Genomic DNA, 20,221 nt, shown 5'->3' on the forward strand with positions numbered 1-20,221 from the left:
TGTATAGTATACACAAATGAAACTGAAAAATCAGTCGTTTTATTGATAATTAATAAAAAGTTTATAATGGTTTCATTTAAGTTCTTTACTTTTTGACAAAAGTATGATAATATATTATTGTATCTATTTATGTGCATATTCGGCACATAGGCTTTTTTGCATTTTATTTTTGATTTGATAAATTGATATGTAAAAATACGGAGAAGTATGAAAATTCGCTTTTAGGAGGAGTTCTATTATGGGTTACGAGTATGTTGAAGAGCCAGTCGTAGGCGCAAAGATCAAGGTAATCGGTGTCGGTGGCGGCGGTGGAAACGCACTTAACTGTATCGCACAGGCCGGTATCGAGGGAAATGTTGAATATATCGCTGTTAATACTGATATCCAGGCACTGCATAAGTCAGCTGCACACACACAGATCCAGATAGGTGAGAAGCTTACTCACGGTCTGGGCGCAGGTGCAAAGCCTGAGATCGGCGAGGCTTCCGCTCAGGAAAGCAAGGACGAGATCGAGAACGCTATCAAGGACGCTGACATGGTATTCATCACAGCAGGTATGGGCGGTGGAACAGGTACTGGTGCTGCACCTGTAGTTGCTGAGATCGCACAGTCACTTGACAAGCTTACTATCGCAGTTGTTACAAAGCCTTTCAAATTTGAGGGCGCAAAGAAGATGGAGAGAGCAGAGAAGGGTATCGAGGCTCTTATCAAGCACGTTGACGCTCTTATCGTTATCCCTAACCAGAACCTTATCACAAACGAGATGCGCCTCACTATGAAGCAGTCTTATGCTATCGCTGATGAAGTTCTTAAGACAGACGTTATCGCTATCGCTGAGATCATTACAAGGCATGATGAGATCAACGTTGACTTCGCTGACGTTACTACTATTCTTAAGGGTGCAGGAAGAGCGCATATTGCTATCGGTCACGGTGAGGGCAAGGATAAGGTACAGGATATCATCAATCAGGTCATTTCTTCCGACCTTCTTGAAACTTCTATCAAGGGTGCGAGAAGACTTATCGTAAACGTTACAATGAGCGAGGATCTCCTTATCAGTGATATGGACGAGCTTACAGCTGCTATTGCTGACGCTGCTGACGATAACGTTGAGATCATTTTTGGTAACGGTACAAATCCTGATACCAAGGACGCTATGGACGTTACTGTTATCGCTGCTGACTTTGTTGACAGAGATGACGTTCCTGAGGCTGCTGCACCAAAGGCTGCGACAACATATACTGCAAATTTTACTCAGAAGGCTGACGACGCAAAGGCTGACGCTGAAGCGATGCACAAGGCTGGCGTTAAGGCTGCTGATAATCCAAATTATTACGACGATATCTTCAATATCTTCAAGAACAAGTAATAATGCTTTCAAAGGCGGATCGGCGTTTACGCTGTCCGCCTTGTTTGAACCAAAATCGGAAAACGTTTACATGATCGAAGAGATTTTCGTATTCTCAGAAAATTATCATGATATTGAAAATTTTTCGCAAAAGCACTTGAAATCTTACGGAAAATTTGATATAATTATTCTGTGATAAATATGATTTTAAGACATTTTGTATAAATTTCAGTTGCTATTTTGTATGGAATAATGAAATTTTTGAAAACGGCTTAAATCAGTTGAAAAATAACGTGGTTTATTGTATAATAGAGATAATCACTAATGTGGAGGGATTGAAATGGCTAGTAATGGTTATTTAAGAACGGTTAGAGTCGGCGGATTTGATAAGCAGGACGTTCTTGCTTATGTAGACGACCTTACTTCTAAAATTTATACTCTTGAGGCTCAGGTCAATGACCAGAACGAAACTATCGAACGTCTTGAGAAGCAGGGCGGCGCTCAGAAGCAGGACTTCGAGGGCAAGAAGGAACTTGAGAAAAAGGTAGAAGAGGCTAAAAACAAGATAGCCGAGCTTATGGCTAATACTGATACAATGAAGGTTCGTATCGCTGACTATGAGCAGCAGGTAACTGAAAAGGACGCTGAGCTTGAAAAGCAGAAGCAGGAGATCGAGGATCTTAAAGAGAAGCTCGAAACTGCTGAGGCTAATGCCGGCACAGCCACTCCTGCATTCGATCTTGGAAGCGTGTTCATGGAAGCTCAGAACACAGCTAATAAGGTCGTTCAGGAAGCTAAGAAGGCAGCTAAGCAGATGGAAGATGAAGCTAAGCAGCTTCAGGATCAGGTTCTTGCTGACGCAAACGCACAGGCACAGAAGCTTGTTACAAATGCTCAGACAGAGGCTGATACTACACTTCAGACAGCTAAGTCAAGCGCTGCCGCAATGACAGCTGCCGCTAAGCAGGAGGCTGAAGCTGTTACAAGCGCTGCAAACAAGCAGGCTGCCGAGGTAACTTCTAAGGCTAACGCTGAAGCTGAGGCTGTTACATCTAAGGCTAACGCAGAAGCTGCTGACGTAACATCAAAGGCAAATGCTGAGGCTGCAAAGGTAGTAAGCGACGCTAAGAACGAAGCTAAGAACATCAGAGCACAGTCTGCTGATCTGAGAGAGTCTGTTAAGACACAGTTCACAAGTCTGAGCGAAACTGTTCAGCAGCTCGTTACATCACTTAACGATCTGTATGGCAATAGTATCGGTGCTGTAAACACTGCAAGAGATCTTATTGACGATGGTCTTTCTCTTGTAAGCGATGATGACGCTGAATAACAGTTTGTCATGTCGGAAATAAGAAAGGTACGTTCCGAGGAGCTTAAAGCGGTGAGCGGAGAGCTTAAATGCGGTGACAAGATATTGCTTTCGGGCGTTGTGTACACTGCAAGGGACGCTGCACATAAAAGATTCAATGCTTTGCTTGACGAGGGAAAGGAGCTTCCTATCCCTTTGAAAGACGCTGTTATCTACTATGCCGGACCTACTCCTGCACCTGAGGGAAAGCCTATCGGTTCATGCGGACCGACCACTTCAGGAAGAATGGACAGGTTTGCACCGAGGCTGCTTGATCTTGGATTGGGCGGAATGATCGGCAAGGGCGAGAGATCACAAGAGGTAAGGGACGCCGTGATAAGAAATGGTGCGGTCTATCTCTGTGCTATAGGCGGTGCGGGCGCACTTGCCTGCAACTGCATAAAGTCTTGTGAGGTAGTGGCTTTTGAGGAGCTGGGCTGTGAATCTGTAAAAAAACTTTACGTTGAGGATTTTCCTCTTGTTGTGGCTGACGATTGCCACGGAGGGGATATTTTCAGCGATGGCAGAGCAAAATACTGCCGTGTATAACATCAAAGTTGCGTAAATTGCGGTCAGCCGTGTATTTCGACACGGCTGACTTTTTGTTTGTTGAAAATCACAAGAATACATTCTTAAAACTGTGGTATGTTACAAATATTTTGACAGGGACGGCGGATTTCGTCAATTCTCTTGACTTTTATGGTCTAAAATGGTATTATAACATTACGCAGTGGCGTCAGAATGGGGCTTTGCGGTAATTTCTACGATTAGGTGGGCGGTATTTTTTGAGAGGCGATCGGCAGGATCAGCAGAAAAAGCTTTCAGATGAGCAGCTTGTGCTAAATGCACAGAGTGACAAAACGGCTATCGGTGAGCTTATTGCGAGATATATCTGTACGGTGGAGTTCCTGGCAAAAAAATATGGCGCCGAGGTTCACGAGGATCTTGTCCAAGAGGGGCTAATGGGGCTTCTGGGTGCGGTTAGGACCTATCGTGAAGACAAAAATGCGAAGTTTTCAACTTACGCTACAAAATGTATAAAAAATAAGATCATTTCGTCTGTTCACAGAAATGCACTTCTTTCAGGCGGCGAGGAAGCTGACCTTGAGGCTATTCTTGGCAGCGGTGGCACTGTACCTGAGGAGGTCGTAGTGGAGCGTGAGGAGCTGAATGAGCTTTATGATAAGATCACTTCTGCACTTTCGGAGCAGGAGTGGCAGGTATTTCAATCGTTTTTGAGAGGAATGTCATACAATCAGATAGCATTAGGCTTGGGCACGTCGGAAAAGGCGGTAGACAATGCAATGCAGAGAGTCAGACGGAAATTGAGATCACTGTTGAGATAGGAATATGGCCGTATAGCTTAATAGCAGAGCGTTGTTTATTCAAAGGTGTCGGTGCAAATCCGACTAGGCACAATTTTATGTAATGAGGTAAGAACCATGTACGAAGACAAGACATTAGTATGTAAGGAGTGCGGAAACGAGTTCGTTTTCACAGCAGGCGAGCAGGAGTTCTATGCTGAGAAAGGTTTCGTAAACGAGCCACAGAGATGTAAAGCTTGCAGAGATGCAAGAAAGGCTGCTACAAAGTCTGAAAGACAGACTTATACAGCAACTTGTGCTTCTTGCGGCGGCGAGGCTGTTATTCCTTTCAAGCCAAGAGAGGACAGACCTGTTTACTGCAGCGAGTGTTTCGCTAAGATGAAGGAGCAGGGTTAATTTTCTGCATAATTGAGCTGCCTTTGGGCGGCTCTTTTTTTTGTTTGTGCTTATTTGATCTGGCGGAAAGCGGAGGGGGTCATGCCCTCGTATCTTTTGAAAAGCTTGCAGAAATAGCTTTCTGAGCAAAAGCCTGTTTCCTCGGCTACCTGCTCGATGCTTTTTTCTGTACCGGTAAGCAGGGCTTTGGCTTCTTGGATACGACGTTTTGCGATGTATTCCATTGGACGCATACTGAGTTTTTTGCGAAAAAGCAGACAAAGGTGCTGTTTAGTTACTCCTGACACACTACAAAGCTCGTCCATTGTGATAGGGGAAAAATAGTTGTAGTTTATGTAGTCCAGTGCTTTCATAAGGGCGGAGGATACTGACGTGGCAGGGTCTTTGTAGGCGATAAGGCGGTAAAACTCCATAAGAAAATCATACAAATAGCCAGAGGCTTTGTAATTGCCGAAAATACTGTCGGTTCGCAGAGCATTGTGCATTTTGCGGAAAATATGCTCGAGCATTTTTGTATCGCTGAGGTGAAAGGTTTTAAGCTCGGTAAGGCCGAACTGGGTAAGGATATCCTTGGCGGCGTATCCGCAGGGGACTATCCAGTGGATATCCCATATATCCTCTTCTGGATAGTATTCGTGGGGCGTTTCAGCGGGTATGAATATGGCGGTATCATGTGGTATGGGAATGGCTTTATTCTCAAAGATAAGCGTGCCGCTGCCTTTGGTGCAGTAGAGTATCTGGTCATAGTGATAGCCCTCGGGTCTTATAAGGTGATCCTGACAGTGATGATGACCCATATTTTGCAGATATAGTGGCAGGGACTTTTCATTTCCCAGGATAGGATAATCGGCAAAGAACAAAAATATCAACTCCATATTCATATTGTTATAAATTAATAATATCATTCATTGACTTGCCTGTCAATAGCTGATAAAATAATTACAGTAATTTATAAACTTGTAAAGGAGAACAGCTATGGATATTTTAAAGCTTGCGGCGGAAAATTCGCCAAGATCGAAAATGATATATCATGAGGATACTCAGGCGCTGCACATTGGCACGCTTGATAAGCACTGCTATTTTGTGCCGTTTGCAAAGGGGCAGGATCCTTTTGAGGACCGTAAAAATTCTCAGCGAATGGAGCTTTTAAACGGCAACTGGGGTTTTCGCTATTATGACAGCATAGTAGAGCTAGAGGACGATTTTATTCACGAAAAGTTTGAAAACACTATCCCAGTGCCGTCAAACTGGCAGCTTTACGGCTATGACAAGCCGCAGTATACGAACGTGTGCTATCCAATACCATTTGACCCGCCTTTTGTGCCTGACGATATACCTGTGGGAGTTTATCAGCGTGAATATGATTATTCCCCTGACGGCATGGACAGGGTGCTTGTGTTCGAGGGCGTGGATAGCTGTGTTTATTTGTATGTGAACGACAGCTTTGTGGGATATTCACAGGTTTCTCACGCTACGGCTGAGTTTGATATTACGCCATATCTTGCTGAGGGCAGGAATATCATTACTGCCGCTGTGCTGAAATGGTGCGACGGAACTTATCTTGAAGATCAGGACAAGATAAGGCTTTCGGGAATTTTCAGAGATGTTTATGTGCTGTCAAGACCAAAAATGCGTCTTGAAAATTATATCGTGAAAACTGTTCTCGGTGAAAATGGCTCTGCAAGGCTGGAGTTTACGGTATTCGGCTGTGATGTTTCGGCAAAGCTTTGCGATGATGATGGTGTTACAATGGCTCAGTTTTCGGCTTATGACGGTGAGAGCGTTGAGATAAAGTTAGAGAACGTCAAGCTTTGGAGTGCTGAAACACCTTATCTTTACAGGCTTACTATCAATGCAGGCGACGAGGTCATCGGCGAAGAGGTTGGCTTCAGAGATGTAAAGGTGGATAATGGCGTTGTTAAGATAAACGGCAGGGCAGTGAAGTTCAAGGGCGTAAATCGTCATGACAGCTATCCTGACACGGGATATTATGCTTCTTATGAGCAGATGAAAGCTGACCTTGTGCTTATGAAAAAGCACAACATAAACGCTGTGAGAACGTCACATTATCCTAACTCCCCTGTGTTTTATCAGCTTTGCGACAGGCTGGGGCTTTATGTTATTGATGAAGCGGATCTGGAGTCACATGGCTGTGTGGAGGTCTATTATGACTACAAGTGGGACTATTCAGATTACAACGGCATTGCGATGCTTGCTTGCGACGAGAGGTTTGGCAATGCCATAAAAGATCGTGCGGAATGTCTTGTAAAGCGTGACATCAACCGCCCTTGTGTGGTGTTCTGGTCATTGGGCAACGAGAGCGGATATGGCAAAAATATGCTTGATGAAGCTGAGCTTATAAAGAGGCTTGATGATACAAGGCTTGTGCATTATGAAAGCACACACTGCCTTGACGGAACTTCCGACAGCGTGCTTGACGTAGTTTCGGGTATGTACTGGGATCTAAACGGGCTGAAAGGCTATCTTGAAAAGCCTGAGGAAAACAGACCTCTTGTGCAGTGTGAATACTGCCACGCCATGGGAAATGGTCCGGGAGATCTGGAGGATTATCACAATGTGTTCTATTCCAATGAGCGTTTCTGCGGTGGCTTTGTGTGGGAGTGGTGCGACCATTCTGTACCGCTTGGTATGACGGCTGAGTGTAAGATAAAATACGGTTACGGTGGAGATTTTGGGGAAAGACACAATGACAGCAATTTCTGCATGGACGGTCTTGTTTATCCTGACAGAACGCCACACACGGGACTTTTAGAGGTAAAGCAGGTATACAGACCTGTGCGAGTAACAAAAGGGGAAAGCGAGGGAAGCTTTGTTTTTTCAAGCACGCTGGAGTTTGTGAACGCTGGGGATATTCTCGATTGCCGCTACGAGATAACGGACAAAAACGGTATTATACATATCGGTAGAGTGGATTTTGACATCGAGCCTATGGGAAGCACTGTGGTGAATGTTCCCAATGATACAGCGGAGTATGAAAATGAAACATTTATAAGGTTTATTTTCACTGCAAAGGAGGACACTGACTATTGTGAAAATGGCTATGAGGTGTGCTTTGATCAGCTTAGGATAGCAGAGGGCAAGGCTTGTAAGGTCGCTGAGGTGAAAGAAAATGTTGAGGCTGTGGAAACGCCTCTTGATATCACTGTGACAGTGGGAGATGTTGTTTACCGCTTTGACAAGCGTAAGTCGGCTTTTGTTTCTGTGAAATTCGGCGGCAGAGAGCTTCTTGACAGACCTTTGCAGTATAACTTCTTCCGTGCGCCTACGGATAATGATGTCATGAAGTACAATTGGTACAAGGTGCATCTTAATGACTTTGATGTGAAAAGCTACGGCTGTGAGCTTTCAGCAAGCGAGAACAGAGCGGAGATAAGCGTCACACAGTCTTTTGGCTGGTCCATACAACAGCCGTTTTGCAGGCTGAAAGCTGTTTATGTTATTGACTGCAGTGGGCTTGACATAAAATGCGAAGCGGAGTTTTCAAATAAGATAGATATGCTTCCAAGGTTCGGTATAAGGCTTTTCATGCCAAAAGATTTTTCAAGGGCGGAATATTTCGGATATGGTCCTACAGAAAGCTACATTGACAAGCGTCAGGCTTGCTATATGGGCAGATTTGCGGCTGATATCGGGGATATGCACGAGGATTATATAAGACCGCAGGAAAATTCATCGCACTATGGGTGCAGATATCTCACTGTGAGCAGTGAGGACACAAGTGTGATGTTCACTGCAGGAGAGGAGTTTTCATTCAACGCTTCTCAGTTTTCGCAGGAGGAGCTTGCGGCAAAGGCACATAACTATGAGCTTGAAAGGTGCGAGAGCAATGTTATCTGCGTTGACTATGCAATGGCAGGGGTCGGTTCTAACTCCTGCGGACCAAGGCTTGCGGAGAAATATCAGCTTGAAAAGCCTTTGATAAATGCACATTTTCATATTCAGATAAGTAAAATATAAAGGAGTTTTTATGGATATCTGTGAAACATACTCAGACAGAAAGCTTTTTTGCAACGATTGGGAATTTTACAAGGCGGCTTTCGGCTCTGACTACTCAGAGGATTTTGCTTTCAAGCCTGTGGACATTCCTCATGATTGGCTTATTTATAATACAAATGACCTATATGAAACTTCTACTGGCTGGTACAGAAAGAATTTCTCTTACCAAAAGAAAGAGGGCATACGCACTTTTATCCGCTTTGACGGAGTTTACATGGACAGCAAGGTGTATGTGAACGGTGCTTTGGCAGGGGAGTGGAAATACGGCTACTCGGCGTTTATGTTCGATATCACCGACCTTGTTAAGGACGGTGAGAATGTTATTACTGTCCGTGTGGATCACCACTCGCCAAACTCCAGGTGGTATTCGGGTGCGGGCATTTTCAGAAAGGTTTGGCTTTGCGAAAACCCTGAGATACGTTTCGGCAATGACGGCATTTATATCACCACGTCAAAGCAGGAGGACGGCTGGCAGGTGACTGTGAAGGCTGAGATGCTTCGTCCTAAGGGCACGCCTATTGGGGGAATACGCATCAGGAACACTATTTTTGACAAGAACGGCAAAGAGGTGGCAAGCTATGAGTCTGACGCTTGTGGGGCGGATATTTCCTGCATACCTGAGGCGGTGCGTGTGAAAGGCGTGAGCTATTCTCTCACCGCTCAGACCATGACAGTGAAAGACCCTGAGCTTTGGGATATCACCTCGCCTGTGCTTTATACCATGGTGTCGGAAATTCTTGTGGACGGCGGCTGTGTACAGCGTGTAAGTCAGAAATTCAGCTTCAGGACTATCAAATTCAAGTGCGACAGCGGTTTTTATCTCAATGGCAGACACGTTAAGCTCCACGGCTCATGTGAACACCATGACAACGGCTGTCTTGGGGCAGTTTCCAATCCTGCGGCTATAAGGAGAAGATTTAAAAAGCTACGCAAAATGGGAATCAACGCTATCAGAACCTCTCACAATATGCCTGCGGAGGAGTTTATGGACATCGCTGACGAAACAGGTATTGTAGCTTTGCACGCAAAATGTAACTTGTTTGCAAGCAAAATGTAAAGTGCAAAAAGCCGACAAATCACGAATTACACTTAAAAATCCAGACAACTAAACGGTATGCATTTGAAAAATCGTGACAGCATATTAAAAAATGAAACAAAAATAGCACGATGGAGTCATGTTTTGCTACTCCGTTTAAAAGGGGGTGTTAAAATACCGCCCCCTTTGTTATGCCTGGGTAAAACGTCCACCCATACAAAAGGAATGAGCGATTTGCTCACCCCCTAAATAGAAAAGTTAAACCGCATTTTAATAGCGTTTGAAGCTTGTTAAAATGCGGTTTTAATGTTCCCAAAATAAAACCAAGAGAAAAATTCCATGAAAAGAAAGATTATTATTGAAACAGTTTAAGCTTGCTGTCTGACCTACAATAAGCTAAAGCTGTAACAGCATTTAAGTGTAACTTTAATTCCCATTATGTAGCCTCGTGAGCTTCAATTACGGCAATAATAGCATCTTTTGTTGTAGCTCCGTTCAGATCTATGCCGTTGGCTTCCGCATATTCCTTAAGCTGTTCAACGGTCATGGAACTGAAATCTGTAACTTCCGATGGTTCTGAATTTTCTGTACCATTGCTTTCAGAAACATTAGAAATAGCAATTGCCTTTTTCTTGTTGTTCAGAACAAAAGCGTCATAGTAAACACGACCTTCAACAAGCCAGCCGCTTATGCCGGGAGGATTATCATGCGTGTTGTATTCCGCAAGCTTTACGGGCGAACACATTGCGATCGGATGAGTTATAATAAAGTTCGTGCCTGTTGGAAGATATGAAGACGGAACAACCTTAATGCTTGCACCGTCAATCTTAGTAAGATTACCGCTCTGTGCTATATTTGCCGCACTGTCAGATGTTCCGACAAACTGTGGATCAAGTCTGAGTGCCTTATAAAACTTAGGCGTCATGTATACAATGCGGTTTTCTGTTGGTATTTCATTTTCAGTAAGCTGCATAGCTACGTCAAGGTAGTGTTCATAAGGACTTGATGATTTAGCGTAACTAAAAGTCGCTGAAACGCCTGCATTTGCAGAAAGCTTTGACAGCCTGTACTTATCAATGGTGGGTACTACAATTTCATCAATGTGTCTTTGCAAGCATTTAGCTGCCTGCTGGGTCATCATAGTATCGTCACTGTTACGCCTGTCAATTGTGAATGTAAACGCTTTATCCTGTGAAAGTTTAAGCTCCTGAACCCTGTTGCCTAATTCTTTGGGTGTTCCGTAACGATTAGAACCCGCCGACATATTGTAATCGCCCAACTCTGCAAGTTCCGCAGAATACACATATACTGTATTCACACCTGAGAAATCATAATTGTTATTTACCGCTTCCGTTGTTACCGAGGAAAGTTTAAAACGTTCATCAATAACATCTGAATATTTGGAAGCATAATTTATTGTGGTCTCTGCCATAAAATTATCACCTTATTCTTTTAAAATTCTGGCAAAATCATCATCGCCGCTTTTTGTTGCAGAACCATGATTCAAACCAGTATCAATTCTTGCACCAGTATCTTTTATTCCGCATTTGGAAAAAATATCAGAAAGCTTTGTAATGCTATCCTTGTATGTATCATCTGTGGAATAATCAAGAAAGTCAATAAGTTCGGTTGGTAGTCTCTCTTCAGCTAACAACTGCTTTGCATTGAACTTCCTTTCGGATAAAACTAACTTGTTCTCACGTTCCTGAAGAACTTTGTCACGCTCATCAGCTTCAGGTGAGGCCTGCTGTTTCTGAGCCTTGCCTTTTTCTTCTGCTAAACGTTTCTGAACAATTGCGTTGACCTCTTCCTGTGAAAAGGTTCTTGCTTCCTGCTTTTCGGCTGCAGTTGCCTTTGTTTCCTGTGTCATTTCTTCCATGACTTAAACCTCCGTTTTACGCCTGTCGGCTGAATTTTCGAGAGCTTGTTTTACAATATCACGAACGCTTCTTACAGATAATCCGTATTTTCTGGCTATGTTCTTATATGAACGTCCCTGCTGAACCTCATAAAAAATGTCCTTATCCCTTTGAACTCTTTGAATAGTTGCTAATTTGGGTATGTAGATATATCCTCCGGAAAAGCACTTTGCAAGCTTGTATGCGTTTTCCGCTCCTATCGTTTCAATAACATCATAGAAATCGGAATCCGCAAATAATATTGCGGCGTTTTCTTTAAGAGATTCAATGTATTTTTTATCCTGTTCGGTCATTGTAATCAACTCCTCATTAAGATATTAACATATTTCAAGAAAATAGAATATTGTTTTATTTCTCCGAAATATTTCAAAAAAGGACGGAATAACCGCCCTTTGAATTATGTACACCGACTGTGTTTTCTTGCTCTTTCCGTTCTCTTGCCTAGAATGAATCCGTAGTTAAACATTTCTATAAGTAACGCTGTCTTTCCTCTCATTTCAGGTTTTCCAAGCATACCCGCTTCTTCAAGCCTTAAAAAAGGTTCTATGTAATCAAAAGCGGGCATTAAATCCTGATAACTTAATATCTGGCGTATTTCCGTTGTTTCCTGTTCTATTTGTTCAAGTTCCTGTTTTTCCTTAAGCTCATACTCTGCAAGTACTTCAATCTGTTCCTTTATACTTTTATATACATCTTTATCGGGGAATTGGGGACAATTAAAAGATTGATAATTTTTGAACAAGTAGTATTTTATGGCTGTCGGGAGCGTATTACAATTACCCATAATATAGTTGTAAAAAGATGATTTGTATTGCTCCCATGTATAGTACTTCTCTCCTGCCCTTTGTTCTTCATACCATATCTTAGCGAAATTATAATTGCTGTACAGCTTTTGTTCAAATGCGTTCATTAGAGTAAGGTCATACTCTTTCTGATGTGCCTTTGTTGCTTCAATTAACGCTGCTAAAGCTTCTGTACTGCTATAAACTTCTTTTATATTTCCTGACATTATTAATATCCTCCTCGTTATCATTTTAAAGACGTTTTACAGCGTTAGAGAGCGTTTTAGAAAAATTATTAGTGAAATTACCCTATGAAGTCTCAAACCCGCTCAGAACGCTGTGTGCTTTGCCTATTGCAATTTCTGTTTTTTTGTGATATACTGAGGATAGCTTAAGCTACTTGAATTTTTAAGCTATCCTTGATGGTGCTTGTTATTGGTGTAACAAGTGCCATTCTTTTTATATCACTGTTATTCATATTAAATCACCTTTGAAAGCTTATAGATGAGGTCATAAGTTAACTTGATTTTGTTTAAGAACGCATACTCAGAACAATAATCATAGAACTTTATAGATTCTCTAAGGCTTCTTGTTTTTGATATGCTTGTAAGCAGTGCAATCATTTTTTTATCACAATCGGGAAAAATATGAGAAATCTCTTCTTCTGTGTAATCGTTGGAAACTCTCGGCTTAAGAAAAATCCTTGTTCTGATTTGGTCAAATTCATAGTTCTTTGAGCCTGTGAGCATTTGCATATATAGCTTTTCATTACCTGCAAGCACTATGCCGATGCCTGCTTCATCATTCAAGTTTCGTATTGCCTGCAAAGCGTTAAGTGTAAGGTGGTCAGCTTCATCTATTATAATAAGTCTGTGAGTATTACTGAAATACGGCACAAGAGCCTTCATCAGAGCGGTGCTGCTCCTTCCAATAACAGTTTTTCCGATTTCTTCGGAAATTTTCATCAGTATAGCCGAAGCGGAACGTGTTGCTGCATTCGCTGTAACATAAACTACGCCTGAATTATGCTCGGTATAGTATTTCAATGCTGTTGTTTTTCCTGCTCCTGAATCACCTCTAACAAGAATCATATCTGAACACTTGTGAGCGTATTTGACCGCCCCTAAAACTGTTTGAGTATTTTCAAGACCCAAATAAAATACAGAATTCTTCTTATAGTTGATTCTTTCTTTTGCCATAACAAGATATTTTTCAATCTGACCGGCTATTTTTTCATTGTTTCCTGTGTAAGTCCCGCTTAGGAACTGAGATATTACGGTAGCCGACAAACCGCATTCATCAGCTATTTGCTTCTGTGAAGCAGAAAACTGCTCTATAAATGCGGTTAATTCCGCTCTTGTTTTTTCTATGTACGACATAAATTAACCACTCTCCTTTTTATATGATTCATACATATCTTTGTATGGATTAAAACGTTCAGCAGGCTTTTCCGCATTGGTAACCGATATAGAAATATTTTCGGTTTCTTCAAGCAATGCCTGCTTGGCTTTATGCTCTTCTGCAATATTGCCAAATAGATAATCTTCTTCATTCTTAAGCCTTTGCGGCTTGTATTCTTCAATCATTTTGCGAACCTTTTTCTTTTCCTTGCCTGCTCTGATATAATCTTCTTCATTAACGCCCCTGAACGGCGAATGAAGCTTCGGAACTGCTTCACAAATCAATTTACCGTCATTATCAAAGATATACACCTTCTCCATGTTTTCGGGATCATATCTGATAAGTACGGTATCACCTACATACTTATATAATTCTCCGTTAATATCATTAAAGGTATTACAAAACAGCTTAACTCCGTTGTTATGTACCTTTCTTGATACGACTTTACCGCAAATAAGGTTAAGCGTTAAATTATCGGTAACTTTTCTTATTACCGTTGGAAGATTTTCATCATATACAGTATCGGGTGATTTTCCCTCCATACCTAAGCCTGAATGAGAAGTTGAATTATACTCATTGATGTAGTTTTCAAGCTTCTGAATATATTCCTCAAAGCTGGGTATGTTTTTATCATCTGCAAGCTTGATATTGGTTTTCTGCATATGTTCAGGACGCTGTTTTGCATCGTGACCCAGATATGAATAGAAACGCTTATCAAACCTTTCTTCAAATGTTCCAAAAAACCTTTCAACAGGTTTAGCTTGTCCGTGGTATGGTGTAGCTGAAATCTTTTCAATATGCAGCAGTGCTAAGGCTGAATTAGTGTTAGCGGTATCCAAAGCCTTGGATTTATAGTCTTTTCCGTTATCAGTATATATGCTGTTGGGGATACCATATTTTTCAATACCTAAACGCAAGCACTTTAAAATAACTCCTGTGTTCGGTTCTTCTTCACGAACCACAAACCCCATAATTTTAGTAGAACGAATATCAGTGAAAACCGTCAGCCAGGGGCGAAATACATTTCCTTGAACATTTCTGACTAATAAATCTGTTCTGTGATGGTCAGAACACCAAATTTCATTTGAATGCAAGTCGCTTTTATCTCGTATCATATACGGCAAGCTGTCATTAAATACTTTCTTGCCCTCACGATATTTCATAATTGCGTACATCGGAATAGTCTGAATTTTGCGAAAAAACGTTTCGTATGACGGAATGTCAGAGTGTTTCTTCTTTACAAGGTCATAGCAAAGTTTAGCCCCTCTTTTTTGTGTGGTCATATACAAAGCATAAAAAGCGTTCCAAACGTCTTCGGGAATACTTGATACACCTTTGTTATGTCCGCCCCTATTGTCAATAAGGGATTCAACATTTCGTCCGGATGTTTTATACTTTCTTTCCCACTCACGAAGCTGACGAGCTGTAATATCAGTGTTATGCTCTGCGTTATACCTTTTCAAAAATGCTCCGGATTTACAGCCGGAATTCCAATAACAGTGAATAACGTGCTTTTTATATTCTGCTTCCTTACGCTGCTTTTCGGTATATGTCGAATGATATTCTATAACGTTAAAATCAGCGGGTTTTACTTCTTCATGTTCGCTAAAGTATATGGCTTGTGCTTCCGGTGGTAGGCTGTCAAGGTTGATACGTATTTGCTTACCAGAAGAACCGCCAACACTTAAGATGTAATCAACTTCATAACTACCAGTTTGTACTGATTTCCTAACTGCTCTGCATGATATATTCAATAATTCAGCTACTTCCTCAGTTGTTAACCAAATATCATGCACTGGTATCTTCATCCTTTCTGTTCATAGTGTTAACAATCAACTCAATATCAATACCAAGAGTTCTTGAAAGATTAAAAGCAGTTGTTAACGATGGCATTGATTCTCCAAAAAGAATAGAAGTTAGTGCAGCAGTCGTTATATTCAGACCTTCAAGCAATGTTTTTCTGTCCATACCCTTATCAAGCATGGCTGTTACAATAAGCTTTCCAAGTTCTGAATATTGAGCCATTGTTCTTTTCTTACGAATTTTTCTTGAATTCATACAAATTCACCCTTTCTTTTTTATTAATTATGTGTTATAATAAATATATTATATATCAAGTGTACTATAATTAACGCATAAAGTCAATAGTTCATTTATGTGTCAGTTATTAATTCGTGGAGGTTTAACAATATGACTTTAGGAGATAGAATTAATTTTGTTAGAAAAGACAATAAAATGAATCAATCTGAATTTGCAAAAACATTGGGCATAAGTCAGGCACATGTAAGTAAAATTGAAAAAAACATAGAAAAACCATCAGAAACTTTACTATTATTTATTTCTCATCTCTTCCAGGTAAACATTGAATGGTTAAAAAACGAAGAAGGGGAAAGATATAAATATTATGGCTGGGATTTGAGTGATGACGGCTTAGAATCCAAATACACTAGCTTTAAAAACAAAGCTGATAATTTGCTTAACAGCTATACTGGAAAGGATAGGCAATGTTTTGTAGAAGCTTTTTGTTTCTTTATCACTCTTACAGCAGCACCGAAACTCGATGAAGAAAAAAGAAGTCAATACTTGATATCGCTACACAAACTAATGGATTATCTTGAACGACTGCAATTCAAGTCCAATACATATACTATATTTGATCCAAATAAAAAAGTTAATTATGAACATCTATTTACCCACATTAATGATTTAAATGAAATAAAAAATACTATAGATTCATCTATTGACGAAATGCTGAATATCTACCTATCGAAATTCAATCTACCATACAAATTTTGAATATGAAAATATGAAACCGTATCATTACCTATGAAACTACAATCAAAAAATCAATCCCATTAGCTTTTTATTAGAATGTCAGTTCGTTATTAGTTCCGCAATATTGCCATAAATGATTTTGTATAAAATGATATAAAAAGTGCCTTAAACTCCGATTTTACGAGGGTTTAAGGCATATTTTTATTAAATATTGAAAAGTTCCGCAATACTCAAAAAGTGACATTTTGGTTCCGCAATCAAAAACGTTAGACTAATGCATATTAACGTGCCGAATATCCCGAAATAACGGGAGTTTAACGGCATTTAATTCAAAGTAACTCGACCTAACGGGAAGTAACGATAATAACGAACTTTTTTACATTTTGCTTGAAAACTCACAGGTATGCTCATTCTCTCTGAGGGCTTTGATATGTGGGAGCGGTCAAAGACCGACTATGACTATGCTAGATTTTTTGATGAGTGGGTAGAAAAGGACGTTGCTTCATGGGTGCGCCGTGACAGAAACCGCCCTTCTATCATAGGCTGGAGTGTGGGAAATGAGATATTTGACACACACGCTGACGAGAGAGGTCAGGAGGTAACGGCTTGGCTCAAAAGGCTCGTCAGGCTCCATGACCCTGAGGGCAACGGCTATGTTACATTCGGCTCTAACTATATGCAGTGGGAGAACGGTCAGAAATGCGCTGATATTCTCAAGCTGGCAGGCTATAACTACGGTGAAAGACTTTATGAGGAACACCACGCCGCTCACCCTGATTGGATGATATACGGAAGCGAAACGGCTTCTGTTGTTCAGAGCCGTGGAATTTATCATTTCCCGCTGTCTGAAACCTTGCTAACTGACGATGACGAGCAGTGTTCATCTTTGGGCAATAGCTGCACAGGCTGGGGCGCAAAGAATACTGAGGCTTGCATTATCCCTGACCGTGACGCAGAATATTGTGCAGGTCAGTTCATTTGGACAGGCTTTGACTACATAGGCGAGCCTACTCCATACAGCACGAAAAACTCATACTTCGGTCAGTTCGACACAGCAGGCTTTGCAAAGGACAGCGCATATGTTTTCCGTGCAGAGTGGACAGACTATAAGGCTGAGCCATTTGTGCATATTTTCCCATACTGGGATTTCAGCGATGGACTGCCTTGTGATGTGAGAGTTTGCTCAAATGCTCCGAGAGTTGAGCTTTTCAAGGACGGCGTTTCAATGGGGGCATATGATATCGACCACAAGCATGGCAAGGAGCTGACAGCGAACTATATCATACCATATGAAAAGGGCGAGCTTAAAGCTGTTGCATATGACGAGAACGGAAATATCATCGCAGAGGATATACAGCGTTCATTCGGGGACGCTGTTAGAATAGAAGCTGTCCCTGACAAGACAGAGATACTTGCAGACGGCTCTGACCTTGTTTATATTGAGATATCCGCATTTGACAAGGACGGCACTTTCTGTGCAAATGCCAACAACCGTGTGAGCGTCAGCGTTGAGGGTGCGGCAAGGCTTATGGGTCTTGACAACGGCGACAGCACTGACTATGACCAGTATAAAGGCACATCACGCAGACTTTTCTCAGGAAAAATGCTTGCTGTTATTGGTGTGGCTGATAAGACGGGGGAGATAAAGGTAACGCTTACATCAAAGGGGCTGCCTGACTGTGTTGTTACCCTTGATGCTGTTAAGGCAGAATATGACAGCGGTACATCATCGCTGGAGAATGTGGGCTTTGCTCCTACCGAGTGTGGCAGGACAGACGAGATACCGGTGAGAAAGATAGAGCTTTATACTGATACTTTTACTCTTGACAAGGATAACCCTGAGATAACAGTGAAATATAAGGCGCTCCCTGCCAATTCGGATTATGCTGAGGATATAGAGTTCAGGGTAACAAATGAAAAGGGCATAACATCTAATCTTGCAGAGTGCGAGGTAACAGCAGACAGCATTAAGGTGAAAGCAAAGGGTGACGGAAGCTTCTGGCTTCGTGCAATGTGCAAAAACGGCACTGAGCGTTATCACATCATATCTATGCTCAAATTCACTGCTGAGGGTCTTGGAAACGCACTTACCGACCCATATCAGTTTGTTATCGGCGGACTATTCACAAGGGCGAGCGACAACGTTTCAAGCGGCATGAAGAAGGGTGTAGGCTTTGCAATGGGCAAGGTAACATCATGGGCGGCATATGATAATCTGGACTTCGGCAGTGCAGGCTCTGACACTGTTACGGTGCAGATATGGGCGAACACCCTTGACCCTGTTAAAATAAGCTTCTATGACGGAATACCTGACGAGAGCGGAAAGCTTCTTGGCACGTTTTGTTATCACAAAGAGCCTGAGTGGATGATCTTCAAGCCTGAAACTTTCAAGCTTTCAAGAAAACTCAAGGGTATTGAGACCCTTTGTATCCTTACTGATGACGGCTTCCAAGTGGGCGGTTTCAACTTTGAAAAGGTGAGCCGTGAATTTGCGGTGAATAATGCGGCTGATGCTGACAACATTTATGGTGACAAGTTCACAAAGGGTGAAAAGTGCGTGACCGAGATAGGCAACAATGTTATGCTTGATTTCGGCGAGTTCGATTTCTCTGAAAAACAGCCGAGCAGGCTCGTTATAAGCGGAAAGTCACCGCTTGCCCTCAACAGCATACATCTTATTTTGAACGGCAGCGAGGGCGAAAACCGAATACTCTGCGAGTTCAGGACAGATGACAGCGAAAATTATTCCCAGAAGAGCTTTGATATCTCAGGTATCAGCGGCAAACAGAAGGTTTCATTTGCGTTCCTGCCGGGAAGCAACTTTGACTTTGAATACTTCAGATTTGAGTAATAAAAACGCTCCGTACAGATTTTGTACGGAGCGTTTGCTAGTTCTGAAAGTTTATTATCTCGTTGGTTATCATAGGGTAGGCAATAAGCTTGGCGGAGTCAAGGTCTTCTTTGTGCATATCAACAGCGGATATCTGATGTCCGTTGTAGGTGGTGTAATAGTAAATGCCCTTGTCAGTATTGCAACAGCTTGTATAAATGGTTATCTCATACTTGTTCTCTGCCACCTGGCAGCAGCCTCTTTGCTGGTCAACTGAGTTTAAGATGTGGAAAAATTGACTTACGCTGTCCTGCTCGTCTGCACCTGAGCGTGAGTTCATTTTCACAAATGCGGCTCTTACAAATCTTGACTGTGAGGACAGGTCGCCCGGAAGTCCCATTGCACCCATGCCACGGCTGTAGGAAGTAAGGTCAAGCTTGTCAGAGAATGTGTTTTCAGGCTGTTTAGGGGAAAGTCCACGGAAATCGTTGAGCCTGAACATCTGCATATCAAAAGGCGGATTGTTTGTCAGCACGCCCACTGGATCGTTATAGACCTTTATGCCTTCTTTTACAGATTCCACTACGATACAATCGTTCTTGTCAGCTATTATCCAATGGAGCTGACCTGACGGCATTTGTGGGCTGAACTGAGTTTTGGTTATGTTTATCTTGTCTATAAGCGTCCTTGCTTCTGTCACGTTTGCACATTGACAGAGTATCCATGGGATAAACTCAAACTGCGCAACGTTGTCCCTGCCGTCTATATCATCACGGTAAAAGGCATTGCCAACAAAGTTAAGACCTGCCATGGCAAGACCCTTTTCATTGGCGGCGTCATAGAAAAGAGGATAATCCTGAGCGACATGAGCTGTGCCTATTACCGCATAATGGGTAGCTATCCTGCCCATATTAACAAAGTTAAGGGGAAAGTTTCTTGGCATTATGACTATTTCCTCACCGTAGGAGCTTTCATAGTCAAGGGTTCTTCCAAAGTAAAAATCGTTCGTTTTATAAGTTGCCGCAGTACACATTTTGTTACCTC

18 protein-coding genes are annotated in these 20,221 nt (G+C 41.9%); 9 read left to right on the forward strand and 9 right to left on the reverse strand.

Going from position 1 to position 20,221, the window contains the following annotated elements; translation table 11 throughout:
- The first annotated feature begins 238 nt into the window (after positions 1–238).
- The 5 genes from ftsZ (at position 239) to AB5Z01_RS06650 (ending at position 4,417) form a co-directional block, all read left to right on the forward strand.
- Positions 239–1,369 (forward strand): cell division protein FtsZ, encoded by a 1,131-nt coding sequence (gene ftsZ, locus AB5Z01_RS06630; protein ID WP_022288359.1) that lies wholly within the window; start codon positions 239–241, stop codon positions 1,367–1,369.
- Positions 1,370–1,688: 319 nt separating this feature from the next.
- Positions 1,689–2,678 carry a hypothetical protein gene (locus AB5Z01_RS06635; protein ID WP_022288360.1) on the forward strand — a complete coding sequence of 330 codons (990 nt, stop codon included), beginning with the start codon at positions 1,689–1,691 and terminating at the stop codon, positions 2,676–2,678.
- A gap of 9 nt (positions 2,679–2,687) precedes the next feature.
- On the forward strand, positions 2,688–3,245 hold the full coding sequence (locus AB5Z01_RS06640; protein WP_022288361.1) for a FumA C-terminus/TtdB family hydratase beta subunit: 558 nt from the start codon (positions 2,688–2,690) through the stop codon (positions 3,243–3,245).
- 236 nt (positions 3,246–3,481) lie between these two features.
- Positions 3,482–4,042, forward strand: a complete 561-nt coding sequence (locus AB5Z01_RS06645) for a sigma-70 family RNA polymerase sigma factor (RefSeq protein WP_117927880.1) — start codon at positions 3,482–3,484, stop codon at positions 4,040–4,042.
- A gap of 96 nt (positions 4,043–4,138) precedes the next feature.
- Complete coding sequence (locus AB5Z01_RS06650) at positions 4,139–4,417, forward strand: zinc-ribbon domain containing protein (protein ID WP_022288363.1); 279 nt, start codon at positions 4,139–4,141, stop codon at positions 4,415–4,417.
- 50 nt (positions 4,418–4,467) lie between these two features.
- On the opposite strand, the gene AB5Z01_RS06655 is transcribed toward AB5Z01_RS06650, so the two are convergent.
- Positions 4,468–5,322 (reverse strand): AraC family transcriptional regulator, encoded by an 855-nt coding sequence (locus tag AB5Z01_RS06655; protein WP_242843654.1) that lies wholly within the window; start codon positions 5,320–5,322, stop codon positions 4,468–4,470.
- A gap of 70 nt (positions 5,323–5,392) precedes the next feature.
- Here AB5Z01_RS06655 and AB5Z01_RS06660 point away from each other — a divergent pair, with 70 nt between their 5' ends.
- Together AB5Z01_RS06660 and AB5Z01_RS06665 are read left to right on the forward strand one after the other, a co-directional pair.
- Complete coding sequence (locus AB5Z01_RS06660; RefSeq protein ID WP_287214909.1) at positions 5,393–8,395, forward strand: glycoside hydrolase family 2 TIM barrel-domain containing protein; 3,003 nt, start codon at positions 5,393–5,395, stop codon at positions 8,393–8,395.
- Between the two features lie 10 nt (positions 8,396–8,405).
- Complete coding sequence (locus AB5Z01_RS06665) at positions 8,406–9,491, forward strand: glycoside hydrolase family 2 protein (RefSeq protein ID WP_368365399.1); 1,086 nt, start codon at positions 8,406–8,408, stop codon at positions 9,489–9,491.
- 415 nt (positions 9,492–9,906) lie between these two features.
- Here the strand turns inward: AB5Z01_RS06665 and AB5Z01_RS06670 are convergent, their stop codons facing one another.
- The 7 genes from AB5Z01_RS06670 to AB5Z01_RS06700 all read right to left on the reverse strand — a co-directional run bounded on the left by AB5Z01_RS06670 (position 9,907) and on the right by AB5Z01_RS06700 (position 15,630).
- Positions 9,907–10,902 (reverse strand): N4-gp56 family major capsid protein, encoded by a 996-nt coding sequence (locus tag AB5Z01_RS06670; RefSeq protein WP_368365400.1) that lies wholly within the window; start codon positions 10,900–10,902, stop codon positions 9,907–9,909.
- A 12-nt stretch (positions 10,903–10,914) separates the two neighbouring features.
- Entirely contained in the window at positions 10,915–11,349 is a 435-nt protein-coding gene (locus AB5Z01_RS06675) for a DUF4355 domain-containing protein (protein ID WP_195552345.1), read from the reverse strand.
- Positions 11,350–11,352: 3 nt separating this feature from the next.
- A complete protein-coding gene (locus tag AB5Z01_RS06680) occupies positions 11,353–11,682 on the reverse strand; it encodes a Mor transcription activator family protein (protein WP_195552344.1) in 330 nt (109 codons plus the stop codon).
- A 104-nt stretch (positions 11,683–11,786) separates the two neighbouring features.
- Positions 11,787–12,398, reverse strand: a complete 612-nt coding sequence (locus AB5Z01_RS06685) for a hypothetical protein (protein WP_195552343.1) — start codon at positions 12,396–12,398, stop codon at positions 11,787–11,789.
- A 252-nt stretch (positions 12,399–12,650) separates the two neighbouring features.
- Complete coding sequence (locus tag AB5Z01_RS06690; protein ID WP_287215526.1) at positions 12,651–13,550, reverse strand: AAA family ATPase; 900 nt, start codon at positions 13,548–13,550, stop codon at positions 12,651–12,653.
- 3 nt (positions 13,551–13,553) lie between these two features.
- Positions 13,554–15,380, reverse strand: coding sequence for a Mu transposase C-terminal domain-containing protein (locus AB5Z01_RS06695; RefSeq protein ID WP_287215529.1), 1,827 nt, complete (start codon positions 15,378–15,380; stop codon positions 13,554–13,556).
- Positions 15,361–15,630 carry a helix-turn-helix transcriptional regulator gene (locus AB5Z01_RS06700; RefSeq protein WP_195552340.1) on the reverse strand — a complete coding sequence of 90 codons (270 nt, stop codon included), beginning with the start codon at positions 15,628–15,630 and terminating at the stop codon, positions 15,361–15,363. The genes AB5Z01_RS06695 and AB5Z01_RS06700 overlap by 20 nt, the downstream gene beginning before the upstream one ends.
- 132 nt (positions 15,631–15,762) lie before the next feature.
- Here AB5Z01_RS06700 and AB5Z01_RS06705 point away from each other — a divergent pair, with 132 nt between their 5' ends.
- Together AB5Z01_RS06705 and AB5Z01_RS06710 are read left to right on the forward strand one after the other, a co-directional pair.
- Positions 15,763–16,368, forward strand: a complete 606-nt coding sequence (locus AB5Z01_RS06705) for a helix-turn-helix domain-containing protein (RefSeq protein WP_195552339.1) — start codon at positions 15,763–15,765, stop codon at positions 16,366–16,368.
- A gap of 409 nt (positions 16,369–16,777) precedes the next feature.
- Positions 16,778–19,198 (forward strand): DUF4982 domain-containing protein, encoded by a 2,421-nt coding sequence (locus AB5Z01_RS06710; RefSeq protein ID WP_368365401.1) that lies wholly within the window; start codon positions 16,778–16,780, stop codon positions 19,196–19,198.
- A gap of 37 nt (positions 19,199–19,235) precedes the next feature.
- Here the strand turns inward: AB5Z01_RS06710 and bsh are convergent, their stop codons facing one another.
- Entirely contained in the window at positions 19,236–20,210 is a 975-nt protein-coding gene (gene bsh / locus AB5Z01_RS06715; protein ID WP_195220517.1) for a choloylglycine hydrolase, read from the reverse strand.
- Between the last annotated feature and the right edge of the window lie 11 nt (positions 20,211–20,221).

Origin of the sequence: Ruminococcus sp. RTP21359st1_H3_RTP21359_211015 (assembly GCF_040909065.1) — a bacterium.
GTDB lineage: Bacteria > Bacillota > Clostridia > Oscillospirales > Ruminococcaceae > Hominimerdicola > Hominimerdicola aceti.